The following is a 25,030-nucleotide window of genomic DNA, read 5'->3' on the forward strand; positions in this document are numbered from 1 at the left end:
CATGTCCTTCACCTCCGCCTTTTACTTGCCGATCGCCTGCAGGTACTCGTGCTGCGCCTCCTGGAGCGCCTGCGGGATCGGCACGTCCTTAAACACGACCTTCTGAACGCCGTTCTGGATCGCGCCTTGCAGTTGGCCCCAGTACTTCGTCTGCGGCAGCGGCCGGGCGTACGTCAGCTCGGTCTTGAACACTTCGATGAAAGGCGTACTCTGGACATCGGGTGCCTCGAACACGACCTTGCGCGGTGTCAGGCTGCCGGTGTTCACAAAGCGCACCACACCGCGGCTCGTCATGTAATCGATGAGGCTCCACGCCGCGAACTGCTCGGTGGCGGACGCGCGCTTGTTGACGCAGAAATCGAACGAGTACTTTGGCGACCCGCCCGGCTGCCCGGAAAGGCTCGGTAGCTGCGAAACGTAGACGTTGCCCTTCAGATCCGGATTGAGACGGATCGCGAAGCTGACGGCATTCGCGCCACCGTACGACATCACGTCGAGCCCGTCGGCGAAATCCTGATAGGGCGACGTCTGCACGTCTTTCGTGATCGTCGGGGCGACGGCGGTGTCCTTGAAAATCTGCATCGCGTTGACGGCCGCCTGGGAGGTCAGCAGCGGACTGCCGTCCCGGTCCAGCACCCGGGCGCCCTGCGACTCGACTGACGCGACGAACAGCATTGAATACCACTGCGGCCCGGCGGTGTACCGGACGCCGAAGCCGCGGCGAACTAGCTTGCCGCTTGCATCGTACTTAGTCAGTTTCTTCTGCAAGGCCGCGACCTGCGCCCACGTGCGCGGGATGTCCTCCGGGATCCGGAGCCCGGCTCCGGTGAACAGGGGTTTGTTGACGAGGAGGCTCCAGGACGGGGCAGAGATAGGGAGACAGTAGATCGCCCCGCCGCGGCTCTGGGCCTCGAGCGCGTGTGGCAGGTACAGATCGTAGATCTGCCGCATGCTCTCCTTGCCGAACGCCGCCGGGATCGCGGGCGCCATGTATGGGATAAACCCCTCGATCCAGGGCTCGAAGACGGCGAACAGGGTCGGCCCGCCGCCGGTCGGCAGCTGTGTCGACAGTTTCTGGAACCCCGGCCCGAGCGGCGTTTGCGCCGCCTCCACGGTGACATTCGGATGCGTCTTCTGCCACTCGGCAATCAGACCTTCTTCGATGTGGAACCCCGGCGCTTCGTCGCTGCCGAACATCGTGAGCGTGATCTTGTCCGTCGGGAACCCCGACGGAGCGGAGTTGGCGGCGATGCCGCCGCCCGCGAGGAGCGAGGCGGGCAGCGCAAGCGCCAGGAGGACGGCGGCGCGTACGACGGCTGATCTCAGCATGCGAACACCCCCCAAATGCCGTAATAAAGTTCCGTGGATCGATGAGACGAACCCGGTGTGACGGACAGACTGGTCATAGGCCTAGCAATCCCGCGAGGTTCTTGGCCAGGACCTTGGCCTCCACGTCCGGGGGGAGCCGCATGGCGCGCACCGTCTCCACGGGCCGCTCGTCCCCCATATTAAATGGATAGTCGCTGCCGATGACGACGTGGCCGTCGCCCATGCGGTCCAGCAGAAACCGCAGCGACAGCGCGCTGTGCGTCAGGCTGTCGCAATACAGATTCGCCAGGTACTCGCTGGGACGCCGCGGCAGGCGTTCGCTGGCCTCGCGCCGCGCCGCATGCCCGTGGTCGAGCCGGCCGACCTGGTACGGGAGGTACCCTCCGCCGTGCGCAAGGATGACGCGCAGCCGCGGAAACTCCTCGAAGACGCCGCCCATGATGAGGTGCGAGGCCGCGAGCGCCGTTTCAAGCGGAAAACCGGCCAGGTTCCACAACGCGTAGTCCTGGAATCGCCGCATGTCCCCCCAGTTTTGCGGATGCAGAAACAGGGGGACGCCGAGCCGTTCCGCCGCCGCATACACCGGCCGCAGGCTGGGGTGGTCGAGATCGCGGCCGTTCACGTGGGTGCAGATCTCCGCGCCGCGCAGCCCCAGCTCGGCAACCGCGCGGTCCAGCTCCACGGCAGCCCGCTCGGGATCCTGCATCGGCAGCGTAGCGAGGCCCACGAAGCGGTCCGGGTGCGAACGGACCAGCTCCGACATGCCGTCGTTCTGCATCGCCGCGATGCGGGCCCCGACCGCCGGCGGCGCCCAGTAGTAAAACTCCTCAGGCGACGGACCGAGGACGGCCGCGTCCAACCCCCGCCGGTCCAGCGCGTCCAGGACCAGCGCCTCGTCGTACAGATGCGGCGGCAGCGTCGTGCCGGGCTCCAGGACGACGTCCGGCGGGGCGTGGTAGACCATGCGCTCCACGCCACCGTCGCGAATCAGCTCGACGGTTTCCGCGAACGCCCCGCGCCGCACGGCGTCGACAAAGCCCGGCGGCACCACGTGAAAGTGCACGTCGATCGACTGCACGGCGTTAGTCCAGCACCAGGCCTTCAGGACGCTCTCCCGCGATCAGCGCGATGATCTGGCGCGCCGTCGCCTTCGTCAGCTCCGTACGCGCGTCCCATGTCGCGCCGCCGTTGTGCGGCGCCAGCGTGACGCTGTCCATCTTGAAGAATTCGGGGCTCGGCGCCATCTCCGGCGACCCCGGCGGCTCGTGCCAGAAGACGTCCAGGCCGGCGCCGGCGATGGTGCGGTTCTGAAGCGCCTGCACGAGGGCAGGTTCGTCGACCAGCCGGCCCCGCGCCGTGTTGATGAAGTACGCGGTGGGCTTCATCATGGCAAACTCGCGCTCGCCGATGATCTTGTGGTTGTTGGGGTTGTAGTCGTACTCGAGGCAGACGAAGTCGCTGCGCCGGAGGATCGCGCTCTGGTCCGCCCACTCGATGCCGGACTCGCGCTCCTCCTCGGGAGCAAGCCGCGTCCGCTTCGTGTAGAGGATCGGCATCCGCAACGCGCGCAGACGCGGCACCATCTTCCGCGCGACGATGCCGAGGCCCAGGAGCCCGGCGATCTTCCCGGTGACCCCGATGCCCATGAGCGCCATGGTGTGCTCCTGCAGCGAGCGGCCGGAGCGCGTGTAGCGGTCGGCGTCCGACATGCGGTAGGCGAGGTCGAGGATCATGGCGATCGTCAGATCGCAGGTCGCCTCGGCGATCTTGTCGTACACCGGCTCCCAGGGATACTGGAAGACCACCGGCACGCCGAGCGCCCGCGCGATATCGAGGTCGATCGAGTTGTTGACCGGCAGCCGGCGGTGCACCATGGCGATGCCCTTGAGCTTCGGGTTCGCCTTGATGACGTTGGCGGTGATAATGTTCCCGCCCATCACGAAGAGGTAGTCCGACCGCTGGGCGGTCATGATCCACTCGTCCTCGCTCATGTTGCGGTCGAGACGCGGGAACACGGTGACCTCGGCGACCTCGCGCATCATGTCCAGCGCCGGTTCGGGGATCGGTTGGCTGACGAACACTCTCGGTTTCAACCCACACCTCCACAGCGTTGATCACCGCAGCTCGATTATGGCAGCCGCCGCGGCGGCCCCCGTAGGAAACGCCCTCGAGCCGGCGAAACCGATGCCATAGGATGGGCACGGTCGCTCGACGCCGCGAGCCGAGCCTGCTGCTCGGCGCCGCGGGCTTCTGCACCAACATGTCTTGGCAAGTCATCCTGCCGATCCTGCCCCTGCACCTTGCGCACCTTGGGTTCGATGTGTCGCAGGTCGGCCTCGTGGTTGGCGTCTTCAGCCTGACCATGGGCGTCGTTGAGCTCCAGGCGGGCGTCATCGCCGTCGCGGTCGGACGCCGCGCGGCGCTGCTTGGCGCCCTGGCCGCACACGCCGTCTGTCTCGGTATCGGGGGCTGGGGCCACGCCCGGGGGCTCGTCGCGGCGGCCTTCGCGGCCGCCGGCGCGACCAGAGGCGTGCTCGTACCGCCGCTGCACGCGACGGTCGCCGACTCGGCACCCGCGGAACGCCGCGGCAGGGCCTTCGGCGTGTTCTGGTTGTGCACGTCCCTCGCATCCTTCGCCGGCCCCGCCTTGGGCGGGTTTGTCGCGTCGCACGCCGGCGGCGGCGCGCCGTTCGCGGTCGCCGCGCTGTTCAGCCTTGCGGCGATCCCCTTGCTGGCCACGTGGGGCGTGCCGGGCCGCGCCGCGCGCGGGGCGGTCACGGTCGACTTCGCGGCGTTCCTGCGATCCCCATCGGTCACGCGGCTCGGCGTTTCCATGCTGTTGTGCTACAGCCTGGCCGGCATCTGGACCACGTTCCTGCCGCTGTATGCTGCCCGGCAGGGCATCTCCGTCGTGACCATCGGATGGATCTTCGCGATCCAAGGCGGCGCGTATGCCTTGATGCAGGTACCCACGGGCCGGCTCGCGGCGCTCGGGCACGGCCGCTGGCTGGCCGCGGCGGGCATCGCGGTGATGGCCGGAACCGTCCTCGCGGTACCGCTGGTCCGCGGGGGGTCCCTGCTGGCGGCGGGCGCGTTCTTCGGCATCGGTTTTGGCATCATGCCGGTGACCTTCGCGATGCAGTTCACCCAACGGGTCACGCCCGATCTGTACACCGCGGCGCTGAGTGTGTACAACAGCGCGATCGACCTCGGCCTGTTTGCCGGTCCGCTCCTCGGTGCGGCGGTCGCCGCAGCGGCCGGCACCGTTGCGGCCCCCTTCCTGCTGGCGCTGCCGCTCGGATTCGCGGCCCTCGCGATCGGGCGGCGCATCCCGTCGGGGGTCACGGAGCCGCGACCGGAGCAGGCGTCGCCCTTCTAGCGCAGCGACGCACACGTCTCGACGCCGGTCCCATTGGGACTCGGCGGCCCGCCGCCCTAGCACGGCATTAGACCGGCCCCGCGCGCTTCGACAGCGCAATAAGGGCGAGGAATTCAAACACCACGGTCGCGGCCAGCAGCGACGTGATCGCGGTAGGGTCGTGCGCCGGCAGCACCTCCACCACGTCGAAGCCGACGAACGACAGGCCAGTGAGGTGGCGGACCACTTGAAGTCCGAACGCGCTGGTGGGCCCGCCAGCCTCCGGCGTCCCAGTGCCCGGGGCGAACGCCGGGTCGAAGAAGTCGATGTCAAAGGTGAGAAACGCCGGTCCGGTGCCGACCCGGCGACTGATGGCGGCGGCCACGTCCTGGGGCGCGAGCAGGTCCCCGGCCAGCAGCGTCTCGAAGCCGAGGCGGCGGTTGTCCTCGAGGTCGCCGGGCGCGTACTCGCTGCCGCGCAGGCCGACCTGAATCGACCGGCCGGTGTCCAGCAATCCCTCTTCGCACGCCCGCCGGAATCCGGTGCCGTGAGTGTAGCGGACGCCCCAGTAGTTATCCCAGGTGTCCGTGTGCGAGTCGAACTGCACGAGCGCGAGCGGGCCGCACCGGCGGGCCAGGGCGCGGAGCTCGCCGAGCGTGACGGAGTGGTCGCCGCCGAGCCCGATCGGCACGGCGCCGGACGCCGCGCACGCCGTCCACTGGGCCTCGATGTTCTCGTAGGTGCGGGCGATGTCCCCGGGCACAACCATCACATCGCCCAGGTCGACCACGCGGACGGTCTCCAGCGCGTTGATCCTGTGGAACTGGTTGGACGGCCGCAGCAGCACGGAGATGTCGCGGATCGCCGACGGCCCGAACCGTGCCCCGGTTCGGAAGCTCGCCGCAGTGTCGAACGGAATGCCGATGATCGCCACGTCCGCGTCCACGGCGCTCGCGGCCCACGGCAGCCGCATGAACGTGCGGATCCCCGAAAAGCGCGGGCTCTGGGTGGCGCTTGGAGTCTCGGTCAATCGCATCGCCAGCACCTCGGTTCCACAAGACGTCCTGTTGGGAGCTTCACCGGCCGTGACTTCCAACGTGCGCAGTCCGCTCGGACGGTCATTCCTTGAGGCCGGAGAGCGCAATGCCGCGAATGAACGCGCGCTGGAAAAAGAAGAACAGCAGCACCATCGGGATCATGGCGATGGTCGAGATCGCCATCACCGAGTTATAGGTGGTCACGTACTGCTCCTGAAAGCGCTGGAGGCCGATCGGCACGGTGCGCAGGCTGTCGTTCGTGATGATGATGAACGGCCAGACAAAGGCGTCCCAGGTCTCGCGCCAGGTGAAGATCGCGAGGGTCAGGACGGCGGGCCAGATCAGCGGCACCACGATCCGGAAATACGTGCCGAGCTCGCCGGCGCCGTCGATCCGCGCCGCCTCGACGAGCGAATCCGGCAGGCCCAGCATGAACTGCCGCATCAGGAACACGCCGAAGGCATCCGCCACGACCGGGATGATGAGTCCCTGATAGGTGTTCAGCCAGCCAAGGGACTTGACGATCAGGAAGGTGGGCACCATGAGCACCTCGATGGGCAGCATCAGGGTGCTCAGGATCGCGATGAACAGCGCCCGCTGGCCGAAGTAGCGGTACTTGGCGAGGCTGTACCCCGCCAGGCCGCAGAGAAAGACGTTCAGCACGGTGACCGACAGCGACACGATGAAGCTGTTCACAAAGTACCGGGCGAAGGGAAACTGGTTCCAGGCCGCGGGATAGTTGGCCCACTGCGGCGGCCGCGGAATCCACTGAATGGGCAGGTCGAAGACCCGGTTCAACGGCTTCAGCGACGTCGAGATCATCCACAGGATCGGCGTGAGCTGCACGACGCCCCACGCCACGACGAGGAGGACCCCGATCCAGTAGAGCGCTCCAAGTCGCCTAGCCACGGGCGTCCTCCCTGAAGAGGCGCAGCTGCAGGAGCGTAAACGTCATTGTCCCGAACAGCAGGAAGATCGACGCCGCGCTGGCCAATCCCATCTTGAAAAATTGGAACCCGGTTTGGTAGATGAACAGCGACAGCACGCGGGTCGCGCCGTCCGGGCCGCCCCCGGTGATGATCAGCACGTTGGTAAAGACCTTGGACATCAGGATGATCGAGACGACGACCACCAGGAGAATCGTGGGACGCAGCAGCGGCAGCGTGACGAACCTGAACGCCTGCGCGCCGGCGGCGCCGTCGATCGCCGCCGCTTCGTAGTACTCGTGGGGAATGTTCTGGAGCCCGGCGAGATAGATGATCATGAAGTACGGCACGAAGCGCCACAGGCCGGCCAGGATGAAGCCGGGGAGCACCGCGCGCGTGTCGGTCAGCCACTGGATGGCCGGTAGGCCGATCGCGTGCAGCGCAACGTTCAGCAGCCCGTAGGGATGGAACAAGAACAGCCAGATGATCGCGTACACGACGACCGGCACGATCGCCGGCAGGAAGTAGATAGTCCGGAGGGTGTTCTTGGCCGGCAGCGGCGCGTTGAAGATCAGCGCCATGCCGAGCGCCAGGAACCAGATCAGCACGCACGTGCCGAAGACGTAGTACGCTGTGACGCGCACCGACTGGTGGAAGAGCGGATCCTCGAGCAGCGTCACGAAGTTCCTGAGGCCGACGAACTTCGGGGGGCTCAGGAGGTCATAGCTCGTCAGGCTCAGGTAGAAGGCCTGCACCATCGGAATGAACTTGAAGACGATGAGCAGCACGAACATCGGAGCGAGGAAGAGATAGCCCCAGGCCTGATGCCGGGCCTCCGCCGACCGGAGCCACGCCCGCGCGCGCACAGGGGCCCCCGGCTTCACCGGCAGCTCGGCCGGGGTCGTCCGGGCGCCCATCATGCGCATCAGTTCATCGCCCGCATCCGTTACGCGATGCGCAGCAACCGCGCCAGGTTGCCGCCCAGCACCTTGGCCTCCCGCTCGCGGCCCAACCCGCAGGCGCGGATCGTGTCGACCGGCGCCTCATCGCCCATGTCGAACGGGTAGTCCGTGCCGATCACCACATGATCGTCGCCCAGGCGATCCACCAAGAACCTGAGCGCCTGCGTGTTGTGGGTGAGACTATCGCAGTAGATGCTTCCGAGGTACTCGCTGGGGCGCCGCGGCACCCGGTCGTGCAGTTCCGCGCGCACGTTGTACCCGTGATCCAGGCGCCCGATCTGATATGGAAAGTAGCCGCCGCCGTGCGCGAGGATGATCTTCAACTCCGGACAGCGCTCGAAGACCCCGCCGGCGATCAGGTGCGCCGCCGCGAGCGCCGTCTCGGTTGGGAAGCCGACGAGGTTCCACAGATGATAGTCGCGCAGCCGGCGCATCTCGCCCCAGTTCTGCGGGTGCAGGAAGATCGGCACGCCGAGGCGTGCCGCCGCCCCGAACACCGCCGCAAACCTCGGATGGTCCAGGTCCTGCCCGTTGATGTGGGTGCAGATCTCGAATCCGCGCAGTCCGAGATTCGTGACGCCGCGCTCGAGCTCGCGGGCGGCCCGCTCGCCGTCCTGCATCGGCAGAGTTCCCAGGCCGACCATGCGGTCGCCGTTGGCCTTCGCCATCGCCGCGATGCCGTCGTTCATCAGGCGGGCGATCTCCGCTCCGAGATCCGGATCGGTCCAGTAGAAGAACTGGCCGGGCGACGGCCCGATCGCCGCCGCGTCCAGTCTCCGCCGGTCCAAGCCCTCGAGGATCAAACGGGTGTCCGACAGTCTCAGGTCGATTTCGTTACCGGGCTCGACGACCACGTCTTCCGGCGCGTGAAACACCATGTGCTCGCGGCCGTCGCGGCGCTCGATCTCCACCGCCTGGCGGAACGTTCCCCCCCGCACCGCCTCGAGATACTCCGGCGGCACGACGTGGAAATGCACGTCGATGGCATCCATAGTCCTACTTTGCGGACGCTCGGTTAAACTCGTCCGTCGCCTCGGCCAGCGAAGATTTGGGATCGGCGTCTTTCAGCACGACTCGGTCGACCATCCTCGCGATAATGCTCTGCAGGTCGGCGTAATAGGTCGTCCGCCCCAGCGGCTTCCCGACCGACAGGTCGTGGGTGAACGCGGACATGAACGGCGTGTTGCGGGCGGCCGGCATGGTGAGCCACCCCTTGGTGCCCTGCAGGAACTGAATCCGCTGCCACCAGAGGTCGGGTTTCGAGCTCAAGAAGTGGATCAGGTCCCAGGCCACGCGCTTCTGGGCGGCCGACGCCCTGGCGTTCACGGTCCAGTTGAATGAGTAGATGAGCGTGGCGGGGCGGTCCGGCCGCAACTGCGGGAGCGGGACGACAGTATAGTTGCCCTGCATCGCCGGATTGATCCGTTCGACGATCTTGCCCACGTGCGGGCCGGCGAAGGTCATGGCATCCTGCTCCACGGCAAAATCCTGGTACGGCGACGAGCAGGTGTTGTTGGTGACCCCTGGGGCGACGACGAGACTCTTCCACGTCGTCAGCGCCCGGAGGCCGGCCTCACTGTTGAAGACGGGCTTCCCGTCCTTGATCACCTCGCCGCCGGCCTGATAGACGAGAATGTGGAAAATGTGCGCCTGCCAGTGCCCGTCGTCGCAGACGTAGCGCATCTCGAAGCCTTTCTGGGTGACCCGGTCGCCCTGCTTCTTGGTGAGGACCTTGTTCAGCCGGGCGATGTCATCCCAGGTCTTGGGTGCGTCTTTAACCGGATCCAGGCCCGCAGCACGGAACACGCGATTGTTGATGTAGAGGCTGTGCGCGTTCAGCTGGTCCGGCACGGCGTACAGGCTATGACCGGACGTGATCGCGTCCAGGACGTGCGGCAGGTAGAGCGCAACCACGCCGTCCACGCTGGGCTGCCCCCACGCGGCGGCCGGGAGGGGTTCCACCACCTTTGCCGCGATATATTTCTGAAGATTCGCGTCGGAGGCTTCGAAGATCTCCGGGGCGGTGCCGGCAGCGATCGCCGCGGCCACCTTTAACGATTTGACGTCGGTCTCGAACTTGACCGTGACGTTCGGGTGGATCTTCTCGTACTGCGCGATCAACTCTTCCAACAACGCGGACTTGGTTCCGTCGCCGCCGTCCCATTCATTGAGCGTCACCGGTTCGGTCGGCAGCGCCCAGCCCCCGGCGGCCGCCGTCGCCGCCGGAATGCCAGCGCTGCGCGGGGCACTCAATCCGAGGCACATTGCCACTACCGCGATCGTTCCAAGCACGACTCGGCCGCACCACATCATGGATTCCCCCTCTGTGGGCATGGTCTCATTACTCGGTCCGCCGGAACTCGAGCACGTTCAGGCCGTGGTATCGGTCGATGGCGAACACGTATCCCCGGCGGTCGACAAACACATCGTTCGTCTGCGCGACGGGCCGGCCCGGCGGCGCGGGCGGTACAAACGCCGCCACTTCCCGGGGCCGGTAGGGATCTGAGATATCGACCGCGCGCACACCGCCGCTGAACCACGCCAGAAACACGATGTTGTCTTCGCGCACGTGCTCCCAGGGTTGATGCGCGCCGAAGCGCAGTCCGGGCACGGCGAGGCCGGCCGGATCGACGTGGTAGGTTGCGACGGGCACCGGACGCGCCTCGTTGGTAATGTCCAAAATCCACATGAAGGCTGGCGGGTCTTCGAGGACGTCGTCGGTGACGTCCTCGTCGGTGACCACGGCGAACCGACGGTTCCGGATTAGGTGCGGCACCGGCAAAAACGTATGCGTGGGCGCCTCGTAGGGCGGATCCCACGACAGCGCGCCGACGGTTGTGGGGTGAGCGGGGTCGGAAATATCGACGATCGCCACGCCGGCATGGCCGCACGCGGCGTAGGCTCGGTCCCCGCGCGCCAGCGTCAGATGGACCCAATGGTCGATCGGCAGCGGCTCCGCGGCCGCCCCGGCTTCCTGGCCGGGAAACGCCCACCGCCCCACCGGCGCCGGATGCGCGGGATCGGCGACATCCACGATGAGCAGGATGTTCGATCGAAACCCCGGCCACTCGGTCGACAAAAACGCGTGGGAGCCCTGAAGATCGAAGCGGTGCACGCCGCGTCCGCTTGTGCGGAAGAACGCGATCTCCCGGGGTGCCCGCCGATCGGCGATATCGAACACTTTGAGCCCCACGGCCGGCCTCCGACCGCGGTCGTTCTCCGGGAAGCGCTCGTAGTTCACGAACATTACGTCGCCGGCGACGCGCACCTTGTGGGAATGGATGTCGCCGGGCACGGAGAGTTGGGCAATGACCCGCGGATGGGCCGGATCCTCGACGTCGAGGATCGTGGTCCCGTGGGGCGGCGCCATGTGGCCGACGTAGGCGTACCGTCCGTCGACAACAATCTGGCCGCCGCCGGGGAGGAAGAGATGCCCTACCGGTTCAAGCGTTCCGGCCGCCGCGCGGGCATGGCCCAAATGTCACCGGGTGGTCTGAACGTGCCGTGGCACAAGAATGGCGCCCCGCGCGCGAAGATTCAACGTCCACGGCGCACTTATTACCTGGGGCGCTCTATGCGTGGTGCACAGCTGCGGAAGGCTCAGAGACCAACAGATGTTCGATCTCTTTGATGACGGCAAGATCCCTCCGCAAATTTGGGTCGTCGAGGGGACGGCTGAGCAGGCTCTGCGCGCGCTGCAGCCGGCCGCGCATGGTGTTGCGATGAATACCCAACGCCGCCGCCGCCGTCTCTTTATTGAAGCCGGCCTCGATGAGGGCCCACAGCGTGTCCTTGAGGACGCGCCCTTTGGGACTCGTCAGGACAGGCCCGAGGGTGCGGGCATAGATCGCTTCCAGGGAGGACGTGTCGGAGACTTGCGCGAGCAGGTGGGCCAGCGTGAGGTCCTCAAAGAAGAGGACCTGATCCCCCCTCTTTGCCAGGTTCAGCGCTTTGTCCGATTCCCAGTAACTCTTGGCAATGCCGGGGAGGCCTGGGTGCGCGGTCCCGAACGTCAAGATCACCGGCGTGACGTCCTCCATGCCCATGAGCCGCTCGTGCAGCGTGCGCGCGAACCGCCGTATCCGCTCCGGCTCGGCCGGCATGCGCTTGACCGGCAGCAGATAGACGATTTGATTCAGCGAGTAGGTGCACAGGATCGGGAACCGTTCCTGGCCCAACACTCGGCGCAGGACCTGCCCGGCGTGCTCGCGCCGGTAATACTCGTCGCGGTTTGTGAGCGCCCACCTGCGGCCTCGCTTCGCGGGGTCCACCAGCGAGACGATCATGACGGCATAGTCGCTCTCGGGATCGAACCCAAGCAGCCGCGCTCGCTCGATCAGATCCTCCTCCGGCACGCCGCCGCGGATCAACGCGTCCACGACGGTGTGACCGATGCGCGCCTCAACGGCGGCCTGGGACCGCTGGCGCAGGATGTGGAGGGCCGCGACCATCGAGCCGTGCTCGGCCACGCGAAGCTCGAGATCGCGGAGCGGCTCGCCGCCCTCGAGGATCCAGAGGTATCCGAGCAGCTCCGTACCGGCCCGAATCGCGCACGCCACCCGGGCCTCCATGCCGATCCCCTGCAGGGCGGTCAGCCGCACGGCCCCATCCGCATTCCGGAGACGTTCCAACAGACGCCGGCCTTCGCGGCAGCCGTCAATAAGCGGCAAAACGTTCTCGCGGGCGCCCCCCTCGTGCAGCGTCCGTTCGCGCGATGCGCCACACTCCGCGCGGGCGAGCGGCCGCAGCTCCGGATCCTCGATGGTGACGGGCCGGCCGATCAAGCCGCAGAGGGTGCGCGCGATGTCGTTGAGGTCTCGCGCTTCGACGGCCGCCGCGGTGATCTGCCGATGATACCGGTCGGCGAGCTCGATCATCTCGTAGTGGCGGCGGTTGAGCTCGCGGCCAATCGCTTCGGTGACGTCGGCAAATCGGAGCCTTCGGGGCGCATGCAGAATCGGAAGCTGGAGCTTCGCGGCTTCGTCGATGACGCTCACCGGGATCTGGCCCAGGTAACTTGTGGGCTCGAAAAGCACGGCGGCCAGGCGCTTGCCGTTGAGGGCGCGGATCGTGCGGCGGCTTTCGGTGTCGGCCTCGGGCCACCCGTACCCGGTGGTCAACAGGAGTTCGCCGCCCTGGATCCACTGGATGATCTCGGGGTTGTCGATGATATGGCACCAGCGGATCTGGCGGTCGAGGCCGCGATCGCCAGCTACCACCTTCACATCGTGCATCACCTCGAGATCAAGGGCCTCTTTGACAGTGAGCATCTTGGCTGGGATTTCCGGTTTGATTTCCCGAACTCCTCCCGCATGAAACCCACGATGCGTGCGTGTCTATAGCGCGGGGCCGGAGGGGATGTGGGGGGCGTCCCCGAAGACGACCCCGCGCACCGCATCATGGCATCGGAGGAAACGTTCATGTCGATCGACCGCGTGCACCGGCTCATCGACGAGCGCCGGGGCGAGTCGCTGGAAGTCCTGAAGACCCTCATCCGGCAGCCCAGCATCAGCGCGCAGGACAGGGGTGTCAAGGAGTGCGCGCGCCTCTTATCCGGTCTCCTCCACGAGTTCGGTATCCCCTCCCGGATCATCGACACGCCTACGCAGCCGGTGGTCTACGGCGAGATCGTCAATCATCCGGGCGGTTACACGTTGATCTGCTACGGTCACTACGACGTGCAGCCGCCCGAGCCGCTCGACCTCTGGCAGAGCCCGCCGTTCGAGCCGACCATTCGTGACAGCCGGCTGTACGGCCGCGGCAGCGGGGATAACAAAGGCCAGCTGATCACCCACGTGCTTGCGGCGAAGGCGTGGATGGACGCAGCGGGCGGACCGCCGATCAATCTCAAGTTCGTCTTCGAAGGCGAGGAGGAGTCGGGATCGCGGAGCCTGGGCCACTTCGTCACCGAGCACAAAGAGCTCCTCGCGGCGGATCTGGTCTGTATCTCCGACGGAGGCCTGCACCCATCGGGGGCCCCCACCATCTCCCTCGGCAACCGGGGCATCCTCGGGATCACCCTGGTGGCGCGCGGAGCCGACCGGGACAATCACTCCGGAAACAAGGGCGGGGTGGCGCCCAACCCCGTCTGGATGCTCGTCCACCTGCTCTCGACGATGGTCGATCCGAACGGCCGCGTGCTCATCGACGGGTTCTACGACGCCGTCCGGCCTATCGGTCAGACCGAGGAACGGCTGCTGGCCAAGATGGAGTTCGACCCCAAGACCTTCGCGGCGACGATGGGGCTGGACACAATCGCGATGGACGGGCCGTCGTATTGGAAACGCATCATGCTGCAGCCGTACTTCAATATCAACGGCTTCATCAGCGGGTACGTCGGTCCGGGATCCAAAACGATCATCCCGTCGACCGCAGAGTGCCGGATCGACATCCGGCTGGTCGTCGATCAAAAAACCCGGGACATCGAAGAAAAAGTGAAGGCGCACGCCGCGAAGGTCGATCCGCGGATCGAAGTGCAGTCGAGGGGCTTCGGGACAATGGAAGCCACGCGGACCTCGCCGGACCACCCGGCCGTGGGGGTCGTGGCCGCCGCGATCAAAGCCTACCGCGGCATCGAGCCGACCGTTAATCTCAGCAGCGGCGGGAGCCTGCCGAACGCGGTGTGGCCCAACATCTTGGGAGTCGATTATATCGGGATCCCCTACGCCAACGCCGATGAGAACAATCACAGTCCGAACGAGAACATCAGCCTCGAGCGGTTCCAGGACGGCATCCACGTGAGTGCGCAGGTGTTTCTGGCGCTAGCGGAGGCCGACGCCGAGAAGACACTGCCGCGGAGTAAGGACGCGGCGCATCGATGAGCACCATCTACCGGCGCTACGCGGAAGCCTACGTCAAGGCTGGGCAAGGCCGGTGGAGCCTTCAGCTCGTCCCGTGGGTCGCGCGCGTCCTCGACCAACACGGCGCCCACTCCACGTCGCTGGTCGATGTGGCCTGCGGTCCGGGGGAGTTTGCGCTGGCGATGGCGCAGCGCGGGTTGCGGGTCACCGGGGTCGACCAGTCTCCGGAGATGCTGGCGATGGCGCGGCGCAGCGCGGAGGGAAAAGGGGTCCCGGTCACCTTTCTCGAGCAGGACATGCGCCGCCTCGAGCTCACCGCTCCGGTCGACGCGGCCACCTGCCTCTATGACAGCCTCAACTACCTCGTCACCGACGACGACTTCAGGCAGACCCTCACGGCCGTTGCGGCCGCGCTTCGCCCCGGAGGCCTGTTCCTCTTCGATATGAACACCATCCAGGGGCTGGCGACACGGTGGGGAAATCGGGTGTGGCTGATCCAGGACAACGAAGATGCGGTCGAGGTCGACCAGAGCGAGTTCGATTACGACACGGGGATCGCGACTCTCAAGGTCAACGCGTTCCTCCGCCGGGAGCGGGACTTGTACGAGCGGGTTCGGGAGATCCATCGCGAGCGCGGGTACCCGGTCCCGACGATCGACAGGGAACTTGAAGCCGCTGGCTTCGAGATCCTGGGACGGTGGAGCAACGCGGAGTTCGCCGAGATCACGGCGCAGACCGGCCGGGTGTTCTACGCGGCACGCCGGGCATCGACGCGCCCGGACTAGGGGAGCGCACCCGTCAAGACGCAGGTCCGCTGCTTTCCTCCAGCAACCCCTGAAACGTGCGGGCGTTCCTGGCCATGTTGCCGCGGACGTGGTTGTTGAACATCCCGAAGAACCGGCTGGCGCGCCCGGCGACCCGCTCCGCGATCTCCGCCCACCCGCGCAACTCGTCCACCGAGTACTCGTAATCGTACCGCTCTTCGGTGCTGGCGCCGGCCCGCTCCCACCCGGCCCGGTTCCGGCCGTGAAACCGAACTACCGCCCACTCACCCGTAACCGCCTCTACGGTCGGCATGAGCCGCGGCACGTCCGGGAGGTCGACCATCACGTAGATCAACCCTTCCCGGCTCAGGAACTCCAGCGCCTCGGGATGCCGCGCCCAGTCCCGGTTGCGGAACTCGATCGCGAGGCGGCAGCCCGCGAGCTCCCGCTTCCACGACCGCATCGCGTCCAAAGTCTCCGGCGAGTACTTCGCGGACGGAGGCAATTGAAACAGCACGTACCCGAGCTTTCCGGCTTCTGCGAGGGGGGCGAGAAACTCGCGGAAGTGATCCCAGCACGCATTGAGAAACTCTTCGGGGACGTCACCCACCCGGATCTCGCCCCCGTCCCGCCGTTCCCGAGGGAGCAGCGACGCGAACCCCTTTGGAAGGCGTTCCACCGATGCGCCGTGGCCGGTGAACAGGCCGAAGGCCTTCGCGTTCATGATGAACCCGGGCGGAGTCTCCTCGGCCCACCGCCGGCTGTACGCGGGCGGCAGCAGGGCAAAGTAGGACGCGTCGATCTCTACGGTGGGGAACTGCGTCGCGTAATAGCGCAGCCGCTCCTCGGCCCGGCGAATCGCGCGCGGATAGAAATCGCTCTTCACGAACGACTTCTCTGCCCACGAGCAGGTGCCGATGTAGATGCGTTCTCGAACCGGTCTCGCCGCGGCCGCCTCTGGCAGCAGCGAAGTTTGAGAGGGGTCCCGCACTCCTACCGTCCACCTCCGAACAAGTGCATGACCATGGCGATGTGCTTGATCCCATCGATGTAGTCGGCGATCCGGATGTTCTCGTTGGGGGCGTGCACATTGCTGTGCGCGTATCCCACGCCCGAGCCGATCGTCGGGATCCCCTGCTCGCCGGTGAGCACATGCTGAGGCCCGGTCCCCGCCATCGAGGGATAGACAAGCGGCTCGCGGTTGTAGATCCGTCGCACGCTCTCGGAAACGATCTTGACGATCTCGGCATCCATCGGGGTCTTCGCCGGATCTTCCAGACTGAGCGGGCGCACGGCGATGTCGGCAAACCCGTGCTGGGCGAGGTGCGCCTTGACTCGCTGGAGGATGTTCTCTGCGCGCTGGTTGGGGACAAGCCGGAAGTCGATCTTCGCCACCGCCCGGCGGGGCAGGACCGTCTTACTTCCGGGCCCGCCGTAGCCGGAGGTGATGCCGCAGATCGTGCAGGTGGGCTGAAAGAGGTTCCGCTTGAGGAGTTCGACTCCGGAGAGCCCGAGGAGGTAACGGTCCAGCCCGTAGTCCCTGAGCTGGGCCGCGTCGTCCCGCATGAACGCGATGCGGCGCAGCTGAGCCATCTCGTCGTCGGTGGGCTCGACGACGTGGTCGTAGAATCCGTCGATCAGGATCCGCTCATTGCGGTCCTTGAAGGTCGACAGCGCCCACACGAGCCGCCATGCCGGATTCGGGACCATCGTGGCGAGCGACGAGTGAAGATCCCGGGAAGCCCCCCGGGCTTCCAGTTCGACGTAGCAGATCCCCTTCACTCCAAGGGCGAGCACCATGTTCTCCTGGAGGTCGCGGGAGCCGGATTCCCAAATGCAGGCGTCGGCGGCGACCAGGTCGTGGTGCTCGCTCACGAACCGGGGAAGGTTGACGCTGCCGATCTCCTCCTCCCCCTCAACGACGAACCGCACGGACACCGGCAGCTCCCCGAGGACGTGCAGCATCGCGTCTACGGCACAGATCCGGGCGACCAGATTCCCCTTGTTGTCCGCCACGCCGCGTGCGTAGATCTTGTCGTCGCGGATCTCGGCGCCGAACGGCTCGCCCTCCCATTCGTCGAGCGGGTCCGGAGGCTGCACGTCATAGTGGTTGTAGAGCATGAGCGTCCGCGGAGACTTCCCCTTGACCTCTCCATAGACGACCGGCGCCCCGCCTTCGACGGGGATGACCCGCGCTCGGATTCCGGCTTCAGCCATGAGACCTTCCACCTGCTCCGCGGTCTCCGCGAGGCCGACCCCCTGAGCCGCGATGCTGGGCTGGCGGCACAGCCGCCGCAACAGCTCGATATATTCGTCCTGGTGCGCCTCGATGTGCTGAAATACGCGATCCATGCGGGCTCCTTCCGAGATTGGGGGGATTGATTCAGGAATTCCAGGACGGCCGGAGGGTTCCCTGCGCCTATCGGGTCCTCGAGGCGGGGGGAACCGCGCACGCCCGGACGCGCCTGCGCCCGGCGCGGGGGGATTCGACCAGGTCGAGCATCGGGAGCGCCGCGCGACCGAGTCCCTCGCCATGAGGCGCCTTCTCGAGCCGTGCCAGCACCCGACGAAGCCCGGCCACAAAGGCGGCGACATCGACCTCCCGGTGAACCGGCGCGTACGGCTCGAGCTTCGCGACGGCCTTCCCGATGAGCGTGCGCGCCCCGTGGATATTCGCCTTCTCGAGGTGGTAGGAGCCCGCGGCCGCTTGGACGAGCCCGTGGTAGAACTCCCGCTCCGCGGCGGGGGCGGCCCGCCAGACGTCCTCGAGGTATTCGTGGCACTCGAAGAACAGGCCGGCATTGAAGAGCGCCGCCGCGCGCCAGATCTCGTCCGGGATTCCCTCACGATGAGTGGACCGCAGGAGCCGGACGGCGACCGCGGTTCGGGCGGCCTGCCGCCGGAGGTAGGCGGTGAACGGGCGATACGGGGCCGCGAGCGAGATGTGATCGCGGTCCGCCTCCGCGGGCTCCTCGAACAACCCTGTCCCCCCCAGGGCCCGGGCCAGGTCGTCGGGCGACAGTGCGGTGGCGCGGGCGAGCGCGGAGAGGGAAACGCGGTGCCGCTCCCCGGCCCGCCGCGCGTACGTGAGGAGCGCGTCCGAGACGCGGGCGTCTTCCGGGCGCGCGATCGCGTCGAGCGCGATCGACGACAACGTGTGCTTCAGTTTCACGTAGCTCACGGATCACCGCGATGCGGGCGGCCGCGCGCCTGCGGACCCTCAGGCGACGGCGATGCGGCCAAAAGTCAGAATCGTCTCGCGCAGTTCTTCGGGAGTCGAGGCGGGAGGCGCGCACGCCGTCGCGCCGCAGACGAACGCCCGCGGACCGGAGGCGGCATCGACAGCGGGCATGACGGCGGGCAGCGGGCCCACGGCTGCGGCGGGGTCGTGGACGTGGACGACCGTCCAGGGCCGGTAGGTCGCGAGCGCCGCCTGGTATAGCGCGGCGACTCGTGGATCGTGCCGCGGGCCGACCACGACGACGTGGAGCGGCGGGTCCAGATGCAGATCGAGCGCCAGGAACAAGCTGGACGTGAAGAGACCGTGCGCCGCGTTGCCCGGGGCGCTCGCCTCGAGCGCCCGGCCCGCCGCCTCCCGATACTTCGACTCGCCCGTAATCATCGCCAGCCGATCGAGGACCAGGATCGCGATCGCGTTCCCAGCGGGCGTGGGCGAGTCTTGAACCGGAATGTACGGCGTACCCAAGCCGATGGGCCGCCGGGCGTCGGCGGATGCGGACCGCGCCACATCGTAGAACCCTCCCCACGGTGCCTGGAACTCCTCGAGGACATACGCCATCGTGTCCTCGGCCAGACCGAGGTATCGGGGATCGCCGGTGAGCTCGAACCCGTCGAGGAGCGCCCGCGTCATGTGGACCTGATCATCCAGCAATCCGGACACCCCGCCGGGTGCGCTGACGAGGTGGCGGAATCCCCTCCACCGATCTTCCGCCTCCGCCGAACGATACGCCTCCCGCACGACGCGGTCGAGTGTCCGCAGCGCGGCGTCCTGGACATCCCGCCGCCCGAACGCCCGCGCAGCATCGAGGAACGCCGAGATCATCATCCCGTTCCATCCGGCGTACACGGTCGCGTCGACAAAGGGAGGCCTCCGCCGACTGCGCGCGTCGAGGAGCCGCCGCTTCGCTTCGACAAGTTGCCGTGCGACGTCCGCGGCGGGCCGATCCAACAGGGCGGCGACGACGTCGACGCCTTTGTCGACGAACAAGACGTGCCGCCGGGGATCGTGATGCATCTCCCCCTGCCCTTCGAGATGGTACGCGTGCCGGACGACATCGAGGTCGGCGACCGCAAGCGCGCCGGCGGCCTCCGCCTCCGTCCATGTGTAATAGTCCCCGTCGTCCTCGAGACTCTGGTCTGCGTCCTGGCTCGCGTAGAAGCCGCCCCGCGCGCGATCCATGAGCGTGTCCATCGTGTATCCGAGGATGCCTTCCGCGATCTCTTTGAACAAGGCGCCGCCGGTGGCCTGATACGCATGGGCGTAGTTGCGCAGCAGCTCGGAGTTGTCGTAGAGCATCTTTTCAAAATGCGGCACGACCCAGAACGCATCGACCGAGTACCGGTGAAACCCGCCGCCGAGTTGATCGTACACCCCACCCCGGCCCATCTTCTCGAGGGTTCGGGTCACGATCAGCAGTGCCTGGGCGTCGCGGGTCTTGTCGTGGCGCCTCAGCAACAGCTCGATCGCACCCGAATGCGGAAACTTCGGCGCCCCGCCGAACCCGCCGTTCTGCATATCAAACTGTCGCTCGATGTCCCGAACGGCCTCCTGGACAAGGGCCGGGCTCAAGAGATCTTCCGAGGCGCGCGCGGCGCCGAGGCGCTGCAGCGCCTGATGCAATTCATCGGCGTAGCGGTGCGCCTGATCGCGCTTGGTCCGGTAGAACTCCGTCACGGCGAGCAGGACCTGCCGGAACCCGGGCCGTCCCATCGCGCTCTCCGGCGGGAAGTAGGTGCCGCCGAAAAAGACTTTTCCCTCGGGGGTCAGGACCGCCGTGAGCGGCCATCCCCCCTGCCCGGTGATCGTGCTCACCGCGTTCTGGTACCGGATGTCGATGTCGGGGCGTTCGTCCCGGTCCACTTTCACGGGGACGAAGTGCGCGTTGATAATCTTGGCGATCTCGGGGTTCTCGTACGACTCGCGGTCAATGACGTGGCACCAGTGGCACCAGACCGCTCCGATGTCAAGCAGGATCGGCTTGTCCTCGGCCTTTGCGCGGGCAAACGCCTCGTCTCCCCACGGATACCATTCGACCGGCTGGTGGGCGGCGGACTTCAGGTAGGGACTTGTGGCCTCGGCGAGTCGATTGCCCATCTTCGCCTCCCTCTCTGCCTGTCAATTATACCGGAACGCGCCTGCGGCAGGCCTCTCCGGCGAACGACGCGAAGGACCGCGCGCAGACACGCCCGGAGACGGCGGGAGATGATCGCCCCGCCTGATCCGGAGGGAGGAAACAGTCAGATGGCGAGGATTCTCCGGATCGATCACATCGCGGTGGCGGTGAAAGACGTGGACGCCGGCGTCGCGAGCTACCAGAAGATCCTTGGGGCGGAGCTGATCGAGAAGGCGGAGCTGTCGATCATGGGCAACCGGATGAGCGCGGCGTATCTCAAGGTCGGGGACGGCCTCATTGTGCTCGACGGGGCGGTGGACCCGGAAGGCTTCATCGCCAAGTTCATCGAGAAGCGCGGGGAGGGGTTCCATCACATCGGCATCGTCGTGGACGATCTCGACGCGTACGTCCGCGAGCTCGAAGCCGCGGGGGTGCGGATCGCCCACCGCGAGGCGCTCGGCCCGCTGCGGCGGGAGATCCTCCTGAGCCCTAAGGACCTGTGCGGCGTCGTGGTGCAGGTGATCGAGTGGAAGGAAGGCGACGCGCCCACCCCAGCAGCGCGCATCGCGCGCTTACAGCGGTTTCTTCGTTCCCGGACGGAGCCGTAGTCGCATCGCGGGCCACGAATCGCCTAGGGTGACCGCCGTCTCACATCTTCGGCGAACAGACGGTTGAGGTCTGTCCCGGACGCCGCATCCGCGAATCCATCGAAGGCGCCGGCGGCAAGGCCCTGGGCGGCGCGGATGAATCCTCCCCAGGCGGCGCGCGACAGCGCGCCGCCGACGCTGATCCGGCGGACGCCGAGGTCGGCTGCGTCCCGGACCGTGAGCCCCATAGCGCCGCCGATCAACAGATTGACTGGCTTGGGAGCGACGGCACCGACGACCGCGGCGATCTGTTCGCGCGTTCGGATCCCCGGCGCGTAGAGACAGTCGGCGCCGGCCGCGGCGTAAGCCTTGAGCCGACGGATCGCCTCGGCGAGATCGGGGACGCCGGCGATGAAGCCCTCGGTCCGGCCGACAAGCAGCACGTCCCCACCGGCCCGATCGATCGCATCTCGCGCGGCGCGCATACGCGCCACCGCCAGGTCAAACGAGTACAGCGGCGTTGAGGCGTCGCCGGTGGAATCCTCGATCGACAGCCCCGCCACGCCGGCGTCGACGCACCGCCGGACGTTGTCGGCGAGGGGCTCGGGGTCGTCCGCGTACCCCGACTCGAAATCGGCGTTTACCGGCACGTCGGACGCCTCGACGACCATCCGGATATGCGCGAGCATCGGGTCGCGGGTCAGTGCCCAATCCGCGTCCGGCAGCCCCATCGAGAACGCAGCCCCGGAGCTCGTGGTCGCCAGGGCCTTGAACCCGAGATGCTGCAGGTAGCGCGCGGTGCCAACGTCCCAAGGATTGGGGATCACGAAGCAACCGGACTCATGGAGCCTGCGGAAGACGCGGCGCTTCTCAGCGATGGTGGGCACGGTGATTCCTCATAGGCGCTACGAGCGCACCTTGCCGATCCGGCAGAAGCCTTGGGCTTCGATGCGCAGGGCGTGATTAAACTTGCTCCTGAAATTCTCAAAGGCGACGTGGGCCGTCAGTTCCACGATGGCCTCTTCGGAAAAGTGCCGGCCGAGGCCGGCGAAGAGCTCATCCGACACGTCCTGCCCGCTGATCGTCATGCCATCGGCATATTGCAACACCAGCCGCTCGAGCGGCGTAAACACGGGGTCGGTCGCGTACGCTTCGAGGCGCACAAACTTCTCATCCGGGATGCCTGCCGCCTGGCCCGAGGCGGTATTGATGTCCGTTCAGAACGGGCACCCGTTCAGCGAGGCGACGCGCACATACACGAGGTACCGGAGCGCGGGAGGGATGAGCGACGTCTCCCGGATCGCGTTCCCCCATGCCCTGTACGCGTCGAGCAGCACCGGGTGGCGCGCCCAGACTTTGGTGGTATTGAGGGGCACGCCGTACTGACGAGTTTCGTTCGCAAAGATCTCCCGGATGGCGGGTGACACTGCGGCGTCGGCTGGCGGTGTGATGCGGCTCACGTTCAACGGCCTCCTCTCACTCTTCAGAACCCGCATTGATTTTATCAGGACGGCGACGCGCGGGCCACGGGAAGATCTGCAGGGCGGCGACTGAGCCGACGGCAAATCGGGTATTTAGGTTGCCGAGACGCCGAAGGGGAGGATCGCCGGATGGTCAATATCCTTGCACGGATGCCCGAGGTCGATGTTCCCGCAGACATCGAGGCCCGCTTCGCGAAGGCCTGGCGTGTCGCCTCAGGACAAGAGACCCCCGCCCCGTTCGCAGGCGCGGTGATCAGCCAGCGCTACATCGTCATCATGACGCCCGGCCGGACCCTCATGATCCAGCCGTGTCCTCCCCCCAACTCGATGTCCCCCGAGCACGTGCAGGCCATCGAGAAGATCGCGCCCGCGGGCACGCCGCTCAATATCGCTGTGATCGCCTATACGCGGCTCGACTCGCTCATGGAGAAGGAGCAGAAGGCCATCCCGTTCCTCGGCTATCTCCTGGGGCTCAGCTACATCGGCCACTCGGTGCTCGTCTTCGAAGGCCATCCGTCGGCGTTCAAAGCGGGGTGCCGCGACGCCGACCTGCTGATTGTCGACGCGGCAATGGTGCCCCACCTCCAACGGGACTGGATGGCCGCGGCGTGGGGTGTGATGCGGAGCGGCGCGGACATCGTGGAGTTCGGTCGGGATGGGAAGGTAAAACGCCTGAAGCGAGTGATACAGTAGAGATGGTTAGAAAATACGGGAGACGCTCCCCGGCTGGCTTCTCACCGTCTTTGGCCCCCGCCGCCGGTGCCTACCGCCTGTCCGCTGTTCTCCGGAGTTACCCCCGAAGTACGCCTGACGAGCCCTCGGCGTCCACGTGCGCGAGCGTTTGAGTCGGCTACCTTTGCCAGTCGGTTTGCGTCTCCGTCATCATTTGTAGCACAGGCCTCTTGCACGCACAATCGGGAAACTCAGTTCGAGGATTATGTGGATTGCGTGGATAACTCCAGGCAATAACTAAAACTATCCGCCGCTCTTATCGACGAAGTTGACGCGCAGCATGGTGAGCGCGTTCTCTATCTCACGCCGCTCCCCTTCATCGATGCGCGGGCGGAGCAGTTCGAAGACCGCCGCGTACGCATCGATCGCGAGGCGCGCGTCCTCCAAGTTCTTCTCCGTTTTGCCCGACATCGGGTTTGGCACGAGACCCATGCCCTCCCAGGCCTTCATCGCCATGAGGCTCAGGAACGAGGTGAGCAGGTCTGCCGCCGGCAGCGCGGAGAGCGGCACCGCCTGAGGGCCGCCGCTCTTCGGAGCCTCGGAGGCGGCCGCTTCCGGCTCGACGGCCTCCCGCTCCGGTTGGGCTTCGGACCGAGGTGCGGTGTGCTCAGATGACTCGTCGGTGCGCTCCGGCATCGCTATCCTCCGTCCCATGCGTCGAGGCGCTCGAGCGCGCGGCACAACAGTTGCGCGCCGCGCGCGGCATCCTCCCACGCGGTCTTCTCGAGGGGCGAATGACTGATCCCCCCCATGCTGGGGACAAAAATCATCCCGGTCGGCGTCACGCCTGCGAGAATCTTCGCGTCGTGCCCGGCCCAGGACGACATGGTGACGAGCGGCCACCCGAGATCGCGGGCCGCGTCCGCCACCGTTTCGCGGACGCGCGCGTCGAGCGGGATCGGCGGTTCGGTCCACCACGGACGATGCTCGACTTCGAGACCGTATCGCCCCGCGCAGGCGGATGCTGCGCTACGGATCTCGGCGCACAGGCCATCCAGCAACCGGCCGTCTGCGCTCCGCAGTTCCACCGTCACCTCGGCCCGCCCCGGGACGACGTTTGCCGCGCCGGGTGTCACAGTGCACTGCCCAACGGTCCCCACGGCCCGCCCCTCGGTTCCGCGCGCGACGTCGCGCACGCTGCCGATCAATTCCGCGGCGCCCCAGAGAGCGTCCCGGCGGGTATTCATTGGGGTCGTGCCCGCGTGGTTCGGCTCGCCGCGAAAGGTGAATGCCATCCGTGCGATGCCCACAATCGCATCGACGGCCGCGAGCGGCACCCCCCGCCGTTCCAGAATCGGTCCCTGCTCGATGTGCAACTCGAGGTACGCGGCCATCGGCACCGGCATCTCCCGCCGCGGGACGCCGGGATCGAAATCGCGGATCCAGTCCGACGCCGGGCGGCCGCTCCGGTCGGTCAGCGAGTCCAGCGTCGCCAGGCGACCGGCGATCCCCCGGGACCCGAGGCACCCCAGACCAAACGAGACCCCCTCCTCCTCGGCGAACGCCAGCAGGAGCAGCGGATGATGCAGGGCCGCTCCGGCCTCGCGCAAAGCTGCGGCCGCCTCGACCGCCGCAACGACGCCGAGCCCGCCGTCGAAGATCCCTCCGTTGGGGACGGTGTCGAGGTGCGAGCCGGCGGCGACCGGCGGAAGCGCGTTCCCGGTCCCCGGAACGACGCCAAAGAGATTCCCCCACCGGTC

General features: G+C 66.9%; 24 protein-coding genes. 5 read left to right on the forward strand and 19 right to left on the reverse strand.

Going from position 1 to position 25,030, the window contains the following annotated elements; translation table 11 throughout:
* Positions 1 to 21 precede the first annotated feature (21 nt).
* The 3 genes from VFP86_09865 to VFP86_09875 all read right to left on the reverse strand — a co-directional run bounded on the left by VFP86_09865 (position 22) and on the right by VFP86_09875 (position 3,422).
* A complete protein-coding gene (locus tag VFP86_09865) occupies positions 22 to 1,329 on the reverse strand; it encodes an extracellular solute-binding protein (protein HET8999939.1) in 1,308 nt (435 codons plus the stop codon).
* Positions 1,330 to 1,402: 73 nt separating this feature from the next.
* Complete coding sequence (locus tag VFP86_09870) at positions 1,403 to 2,407, reverse strand: amidohydrolase family protein (GenBank protein HET8999940.1); 1,005 nt, start codon at positions 2,405 to 2,407, stop codon at positions 1,403 to 1,405.
* Between the two features lie 4 nt (positions 2,408 to 2,411).
* Positions 2,412 to 3,422, reverse strand: a complete 1,011-nt coding sequence (locus VFP86_09875) for an NAD(P)-dependent oxidoreductase (protein ID HET8999941.1) — start codon at positions 3,420 to 3,422, stop codon at positions 2,412 to 2,414.
* A gap of 101 nt (positions 3,423 to 3,523) precedes the next feature.
* Here VFP86_09875 and VFP86_09880 point away from each other — a divergent pair, with 101 nt between their 5' ends.
* Entirely contained in the window at positions 3,524 to 4,708 is a 1,185-nt protein-coding gene (locus VFP86_09880; protein ID HET8999942.1) for an MFS transporter, read from the forward strand.
* A 67-nt stretch (positions 4,709 to 4,775) separates the two neighbouring features.
* On the opposite strand, the gene speB is transcribed toward VFP86_09880, so the two are convergent.
* The 7 genes from speB to VFP86_09915 form a co-directional block, all read right to left on the reverse strand.
* Positions 4,776 to 5,723 (reverse strand): agmatinase, encoded by a 948-nt coding sequence (gene speB, locus VFP86_09885; protein HET8999943.1) that lies wholly within the window; start codon positions 5,721 to 5,723, stop codon positions 4,776 to 4,778.
* Positions 5,724 to 5,805: 82 nt separating this feature from the next.
* Positions 5,806 to 6,633, reverse strand: a complete 828-nt coding sequence (locus VFP86_09890; GenBank protein HET8999944.1) for a carbohydrate ABC transporter permease — start codon at positions 6,631 to 6,633, stop codon at positions 5,806 to 5,808.
* The gene (locus tag VFP86_09895) at positions 6,626 to 7,576 is read right to left on the reverse strand and encodes a sugar ABC transporter permease (GenBank protein ID HET8999945.1); all 951 of its coding nucleotides are present in this window, start codon (positions 7,574 to 7,576) and stop codon (positions 6,626 to 6,628) included. Before VFP86_09895 ends, VFP86_09890 begins: the two co-directional genes overlap by 8 nt.
* 20 nt (positions 7,577 to 7,596) lie before the next feature.
* Positions 7,597 to 8,589, reverse strand: a complete 993-nt coding sequence (locus VFP86_09900) for an amidohydrolase family protein (GenBank protein HET8999946.1) — start codon at positions 8,587 to 8,589, stop codon at positions 7,597 to 7,599.
* A gap of 19 nt (positions 8,590 to 8,608) precedes the next feature.
* Complete coding sequence (locus tag VFP86_09905; GenBank protein HET8999947.1) at positions 8,609 to 9,925, reverse strand: extracellular solute-binding protein; 1,317 nt, start codon at positions 9,923 to 9,925, stop codon at positions 8,609 to 8,611.
* A 28-nt stretch (positions 9,926 to 9,953) separates the two neighbouring features.
* Positions 9,954 to 11,090 carry a hypothetical protein gene (locus tag VFP86_09910; GenBank protein ID HET8999948.1) on the reverse strand — a complete coding sequence of 379 codons (1,137 nt, stop codon included), beginning with the start codon at positions 11,088 to 11,090 and terminating at the stop codon, positions 9,954 to 9,956.
* Positions 11,091 to 11,184: 94 nt separating this feature from the next.
* Complete coding sequence (locus tag VFP86_09915; protein HET8999949.1) at positions 11,185 to 12,882, reverse strand: PucR family transcriptional regulator ligand-binding domain-containing protein; 1,698 nt, start codon at positions 12,880 to 12,882, stop codon at positions 11,185 to 11,187.
* A gap of 150 nt (positions 12,883 to 13,032) precedes the next feature.
* Here VFP86_09915 and VFP86_09920 point away from each other — a divergent pair, with 150 nt between their 5' ends.
* Together VFP86_09920 and VFP86_09925 are read left to right on the forward strand one after the other, a co-directional pair.
* Positions 13,033 to 14,433 (forward strand): M20/M25/M40 family metallo-hydrolase, encoded by a 1,401-nt coding sequence (locus VFP86_09920; GenBank protein HET8999950.1) that lies wholly within the window; start codon positions 13,033 to 13,035, stop codon positions 14,431 to 14,433.
* A complete protein-coding gene (locus tag VFP86_09925) occupies positions 14,430 to 15,197 on the forward strand; it encodes a class I SAM-dependent methyltransferase (protein HET8999951.1) in 768 nt (255 codons plus the stop codon). The genes VFP86_09920 and VFP86_09925 overlap by 4 nt, the downstream gene beginning before the upstream one ends.
* 13 nt (positions 15,198 to 15,210) lie before the next feature.
* Here VFP86_09925 and VFP86_09930 read toward each other — a convergent pair whose 3' ends face one another.
* The 4 genes from VFP86_09930 to VFP86_09945 all read right to left on the reverse strand — a co-directional run bounded on the left by VFP86_09930 (position 15,211) and on the right by VFP86_09945 (position 20,511).
* On the reverse strand, positions 15,211 to 16,167 hold the full coding sequence (locus VFP86_09930) for a DUF72 domain-containing protein (GenBank protein HET8999952.1): 957 nt from the start codon (positions 16,165 to 16,167) through the stop codon (positions 15,211 to 15,213).
* Between the two features lie 2 nt (positions 16,168 to 16,169).
* A complete protein-coding gene (locus tag VFP86_09935; protein ID HET8999953.1) occupies positions 16,170 to 17,528 on the reverse strand; it encodes a M20/M25/M40 family metallo-hydrolase in 1,359 nt (452 codons plus the stop codon).
* A 67-nt stretch (positions 17,529 to 17,595) separates the two neighbouring features.
* The gene (locus VFP86_09940) at positions 17,596 to 18,357 is read right to left on the reverse strand and encodes a DUF309 domain-containing protein (GenBank protein ID HET8999954.1); all 762 of its coding nucleotides are present in this window, start codon (positions 18,355 to 18,357) and stop codon (positions 17,596 to 17,598) included.
* Positions 18,358 to 18,396: 39 nt separating this feature from the next.
* On the reverse strand, positions 18,397 to 20,511 hold the full coding sequence (locus VFP86_09945) for a thioredoxin domain-containing protein (GenBank protein HET8999955.1): 2,115 nt from the start codon (positions 20,509 to 20,511) through the stop codon (positions 18,397 to 18,399).
* A 147-nt stretch (positions 20,512 to 20,658) separates the two neighbouring features.
* On the opposite strand from VFP86_09945, the gene VFP86_09950 reads away from it, so the two are divergent.
* The gene (locus tag VFP86_09950) at positions 20,659 to 21,138 is read left to right on the forward strand and encodes a VOC family protein (GenBank protein ID HET8999956.1); all 480 of its coding nucleotides are present in this window, start codon (positions 20,659 to 20,661) and stop codon (positions 21,136 to 21,138) included.
* A gap of 23 nt (positions 21,139 to 21,161) precedes the next feature.
* Here VFP86_09950 and VFP86_09955 read toward each other — a convergent pair whose 3' ends face one another.
* The 3 genes from VFP86_09955 to VFP86_09965 are packed head-to-tail and all read right to left on the reverse strand — an operon-like array spanning position 21,162 to position 22,577.
* Positions 21,162 to 22,004, reverse strand: a complete 843-nt coding sequence (locus tag VFP86_09955) for an isocitrate lyase/phosphoenolpyruvate mutase family protein (protein ID HET8999957.1) — start codon at positions 22,002 to 22,004, stop codon at positions 21,162 to 21,164.
* Positions 22,005 to 22,022: 18 nt separating this feature from the next.
* Complete coding sequence (locus tag VFP86_09960) at positions 22,023 to 22,280, reverse strand: hypothetical protein (protein ID HET8999958.1); 258 nt, start codon at positions 22,278 to 22,280, stop codon at positions 22,023 to 22,025.
* A 54-nt stretch (positions 22,281 to 22,334) separates the two neighbouring features.
* On the reverse strand, positions 22,335 to 22,577 hold the full coding sequence (locus VFP86_09965; GenBank protein HET8999959.1) for a hypothetical protein: 243 nt from the start codon (positions 22,575 to 22,577) through the stop codon (positions 22,335 to 22,337).
* A 150-nt stretch (positions 22,578 to 22,727) separates the two neighbouring features.
* On the opposite strand from VFP86_09965, the gene VFP86_09970 reads away from it, so the two are divergent.
* Complete coding sequence (locus VFP86_09970) at positions 22,728 to 23,291, forward strand: hypothetical protein (GenBank protein HET8999960.1); 564 nt, start codon at positions 22,728 to 22,730, stop codon at positions 23,289 to 23,291.
* A 282-nt stretch (positions 23,292 to 23,573) separates the two neighbouring features.
* On the opposite strand, the gene VFP86_09975 is transcribed toward VFP86_09970, so the two are convergent.
* Both VFP86_09975 and VFP86_09980 read right to left on the reverse strand, forming a co-directional pair.
* A complete protein-coding gene (locus VFP86_09975) occupies positions 23,574 to 23,966 on the reverse strand; it encodes a DUF1844 domain-containing protein (protein ID HET8999961.1) in 393 nt (130 codons plus the stop codon).
* Positions 23,967 to 23,968: 2 nt separating this feature from the next.
* Positions 23,969 to 25,030: Zn-dependent hydrolase (locus VFP86_09980; protein HET8999962.1), on the reverse strand; the 1,062-nt coding region annotated here is incomplete at its 5' end.

It is taken from the genome of bacterium (genome assembly GCA_035703895.1).
Classification (GTDB): domain Bacteria; phylum Sysuimicrobiota; class Sysuimicrobiia; order Sysuimicrobiales; family Segetimicrobiaceae; genus Segetimicrobium.

Coding starts and splice junctions, on each gene's coding strand:
- VFP86_09865 (HET8999939.1), bottom strand. CDS start 1,329: ATGCTGAGATCAGCCGTCGTACGCGCCGCCGTCCTCCTGGCGCTTGCG.
- VFP86_09880 (HET8999942.1), top strand. CDS start 3,524: ATGGGCACGGTCGCTCGACGCCGCGAGCCGAGCCTGCTGCTCGGCGCC.
- speB (HET8999943.1), bottom strand. CDS start 5,723: ATGCGATTGACCGAGACTCCAAGCGCCACCCAGAGCCCGCGCTTTTCG.
- VFP86_09895 (HET8999945.1), bottom strand. CDS start 7,576: ATGCGCATGATGGGCGCCCGGACGACCCCGGCCGAGCTGCCGGTGAAG.
- VFP86_09905 (HET8999947.1), bottom strand. CDS start 9,925: ATGATGTGGTGCGGCCGAGTCGTGCTTGGAACGATCGCGGTAGTGGCA.
- VFP86_09915 (HET8999949.1), bottom strand. CDS start 12,882: ATGCTCACTGTCAAAGAGGCCCTTGATCTCGAGGTGATGCACGATGTG.
- VFP86_09920 (HET8999950.1), top strand. CDS start 13,033: ATGTCGATCGACCGCGTGCACCGGCTCATCGACGAGCGCCGGGGCGAG.
- VFP86_09925 (HET8999951.1), top strand. CDS start 14,430: ATGAGCACCATCTACCGGCGCTACGCGGAAGCCTACGTCAAGGCTGGG.
- VFP86_09935 (HET8999953.1), bottom strand. CDS start 17,528: ATGGATCGCGTATTTCAGCACATCGAGGCGCACCAGGACGAATATATC.
- VFP86_09945 (HET8999955.1), bottom strand. CDS start 20,511: ATGGGCAATCGACTCGCCGAGGCCACAAGTCCCTACCTGAAGTCCGCC.
- VFP86_09950 (HET8999956.1), top strand. CDS start 20,659: ATGGCGAGGATTCTCCGGATCGATCACATCGCGGTGGCGGTGAAAGAC.
- VFP86_09970 (HET8999960.1), top strand. CDS start 22,728: ATGGTCAATATCCTTGCACGGATGCCCGAGGTCGATGTTCCCGCAGAC.
- VFP86_09975 (HET8999961.1), bottom strand. CDS start 23,966: ATGCCGGAGCGCACCGACGAGTCATCTGAGCACACCGCACCTCGGTCC.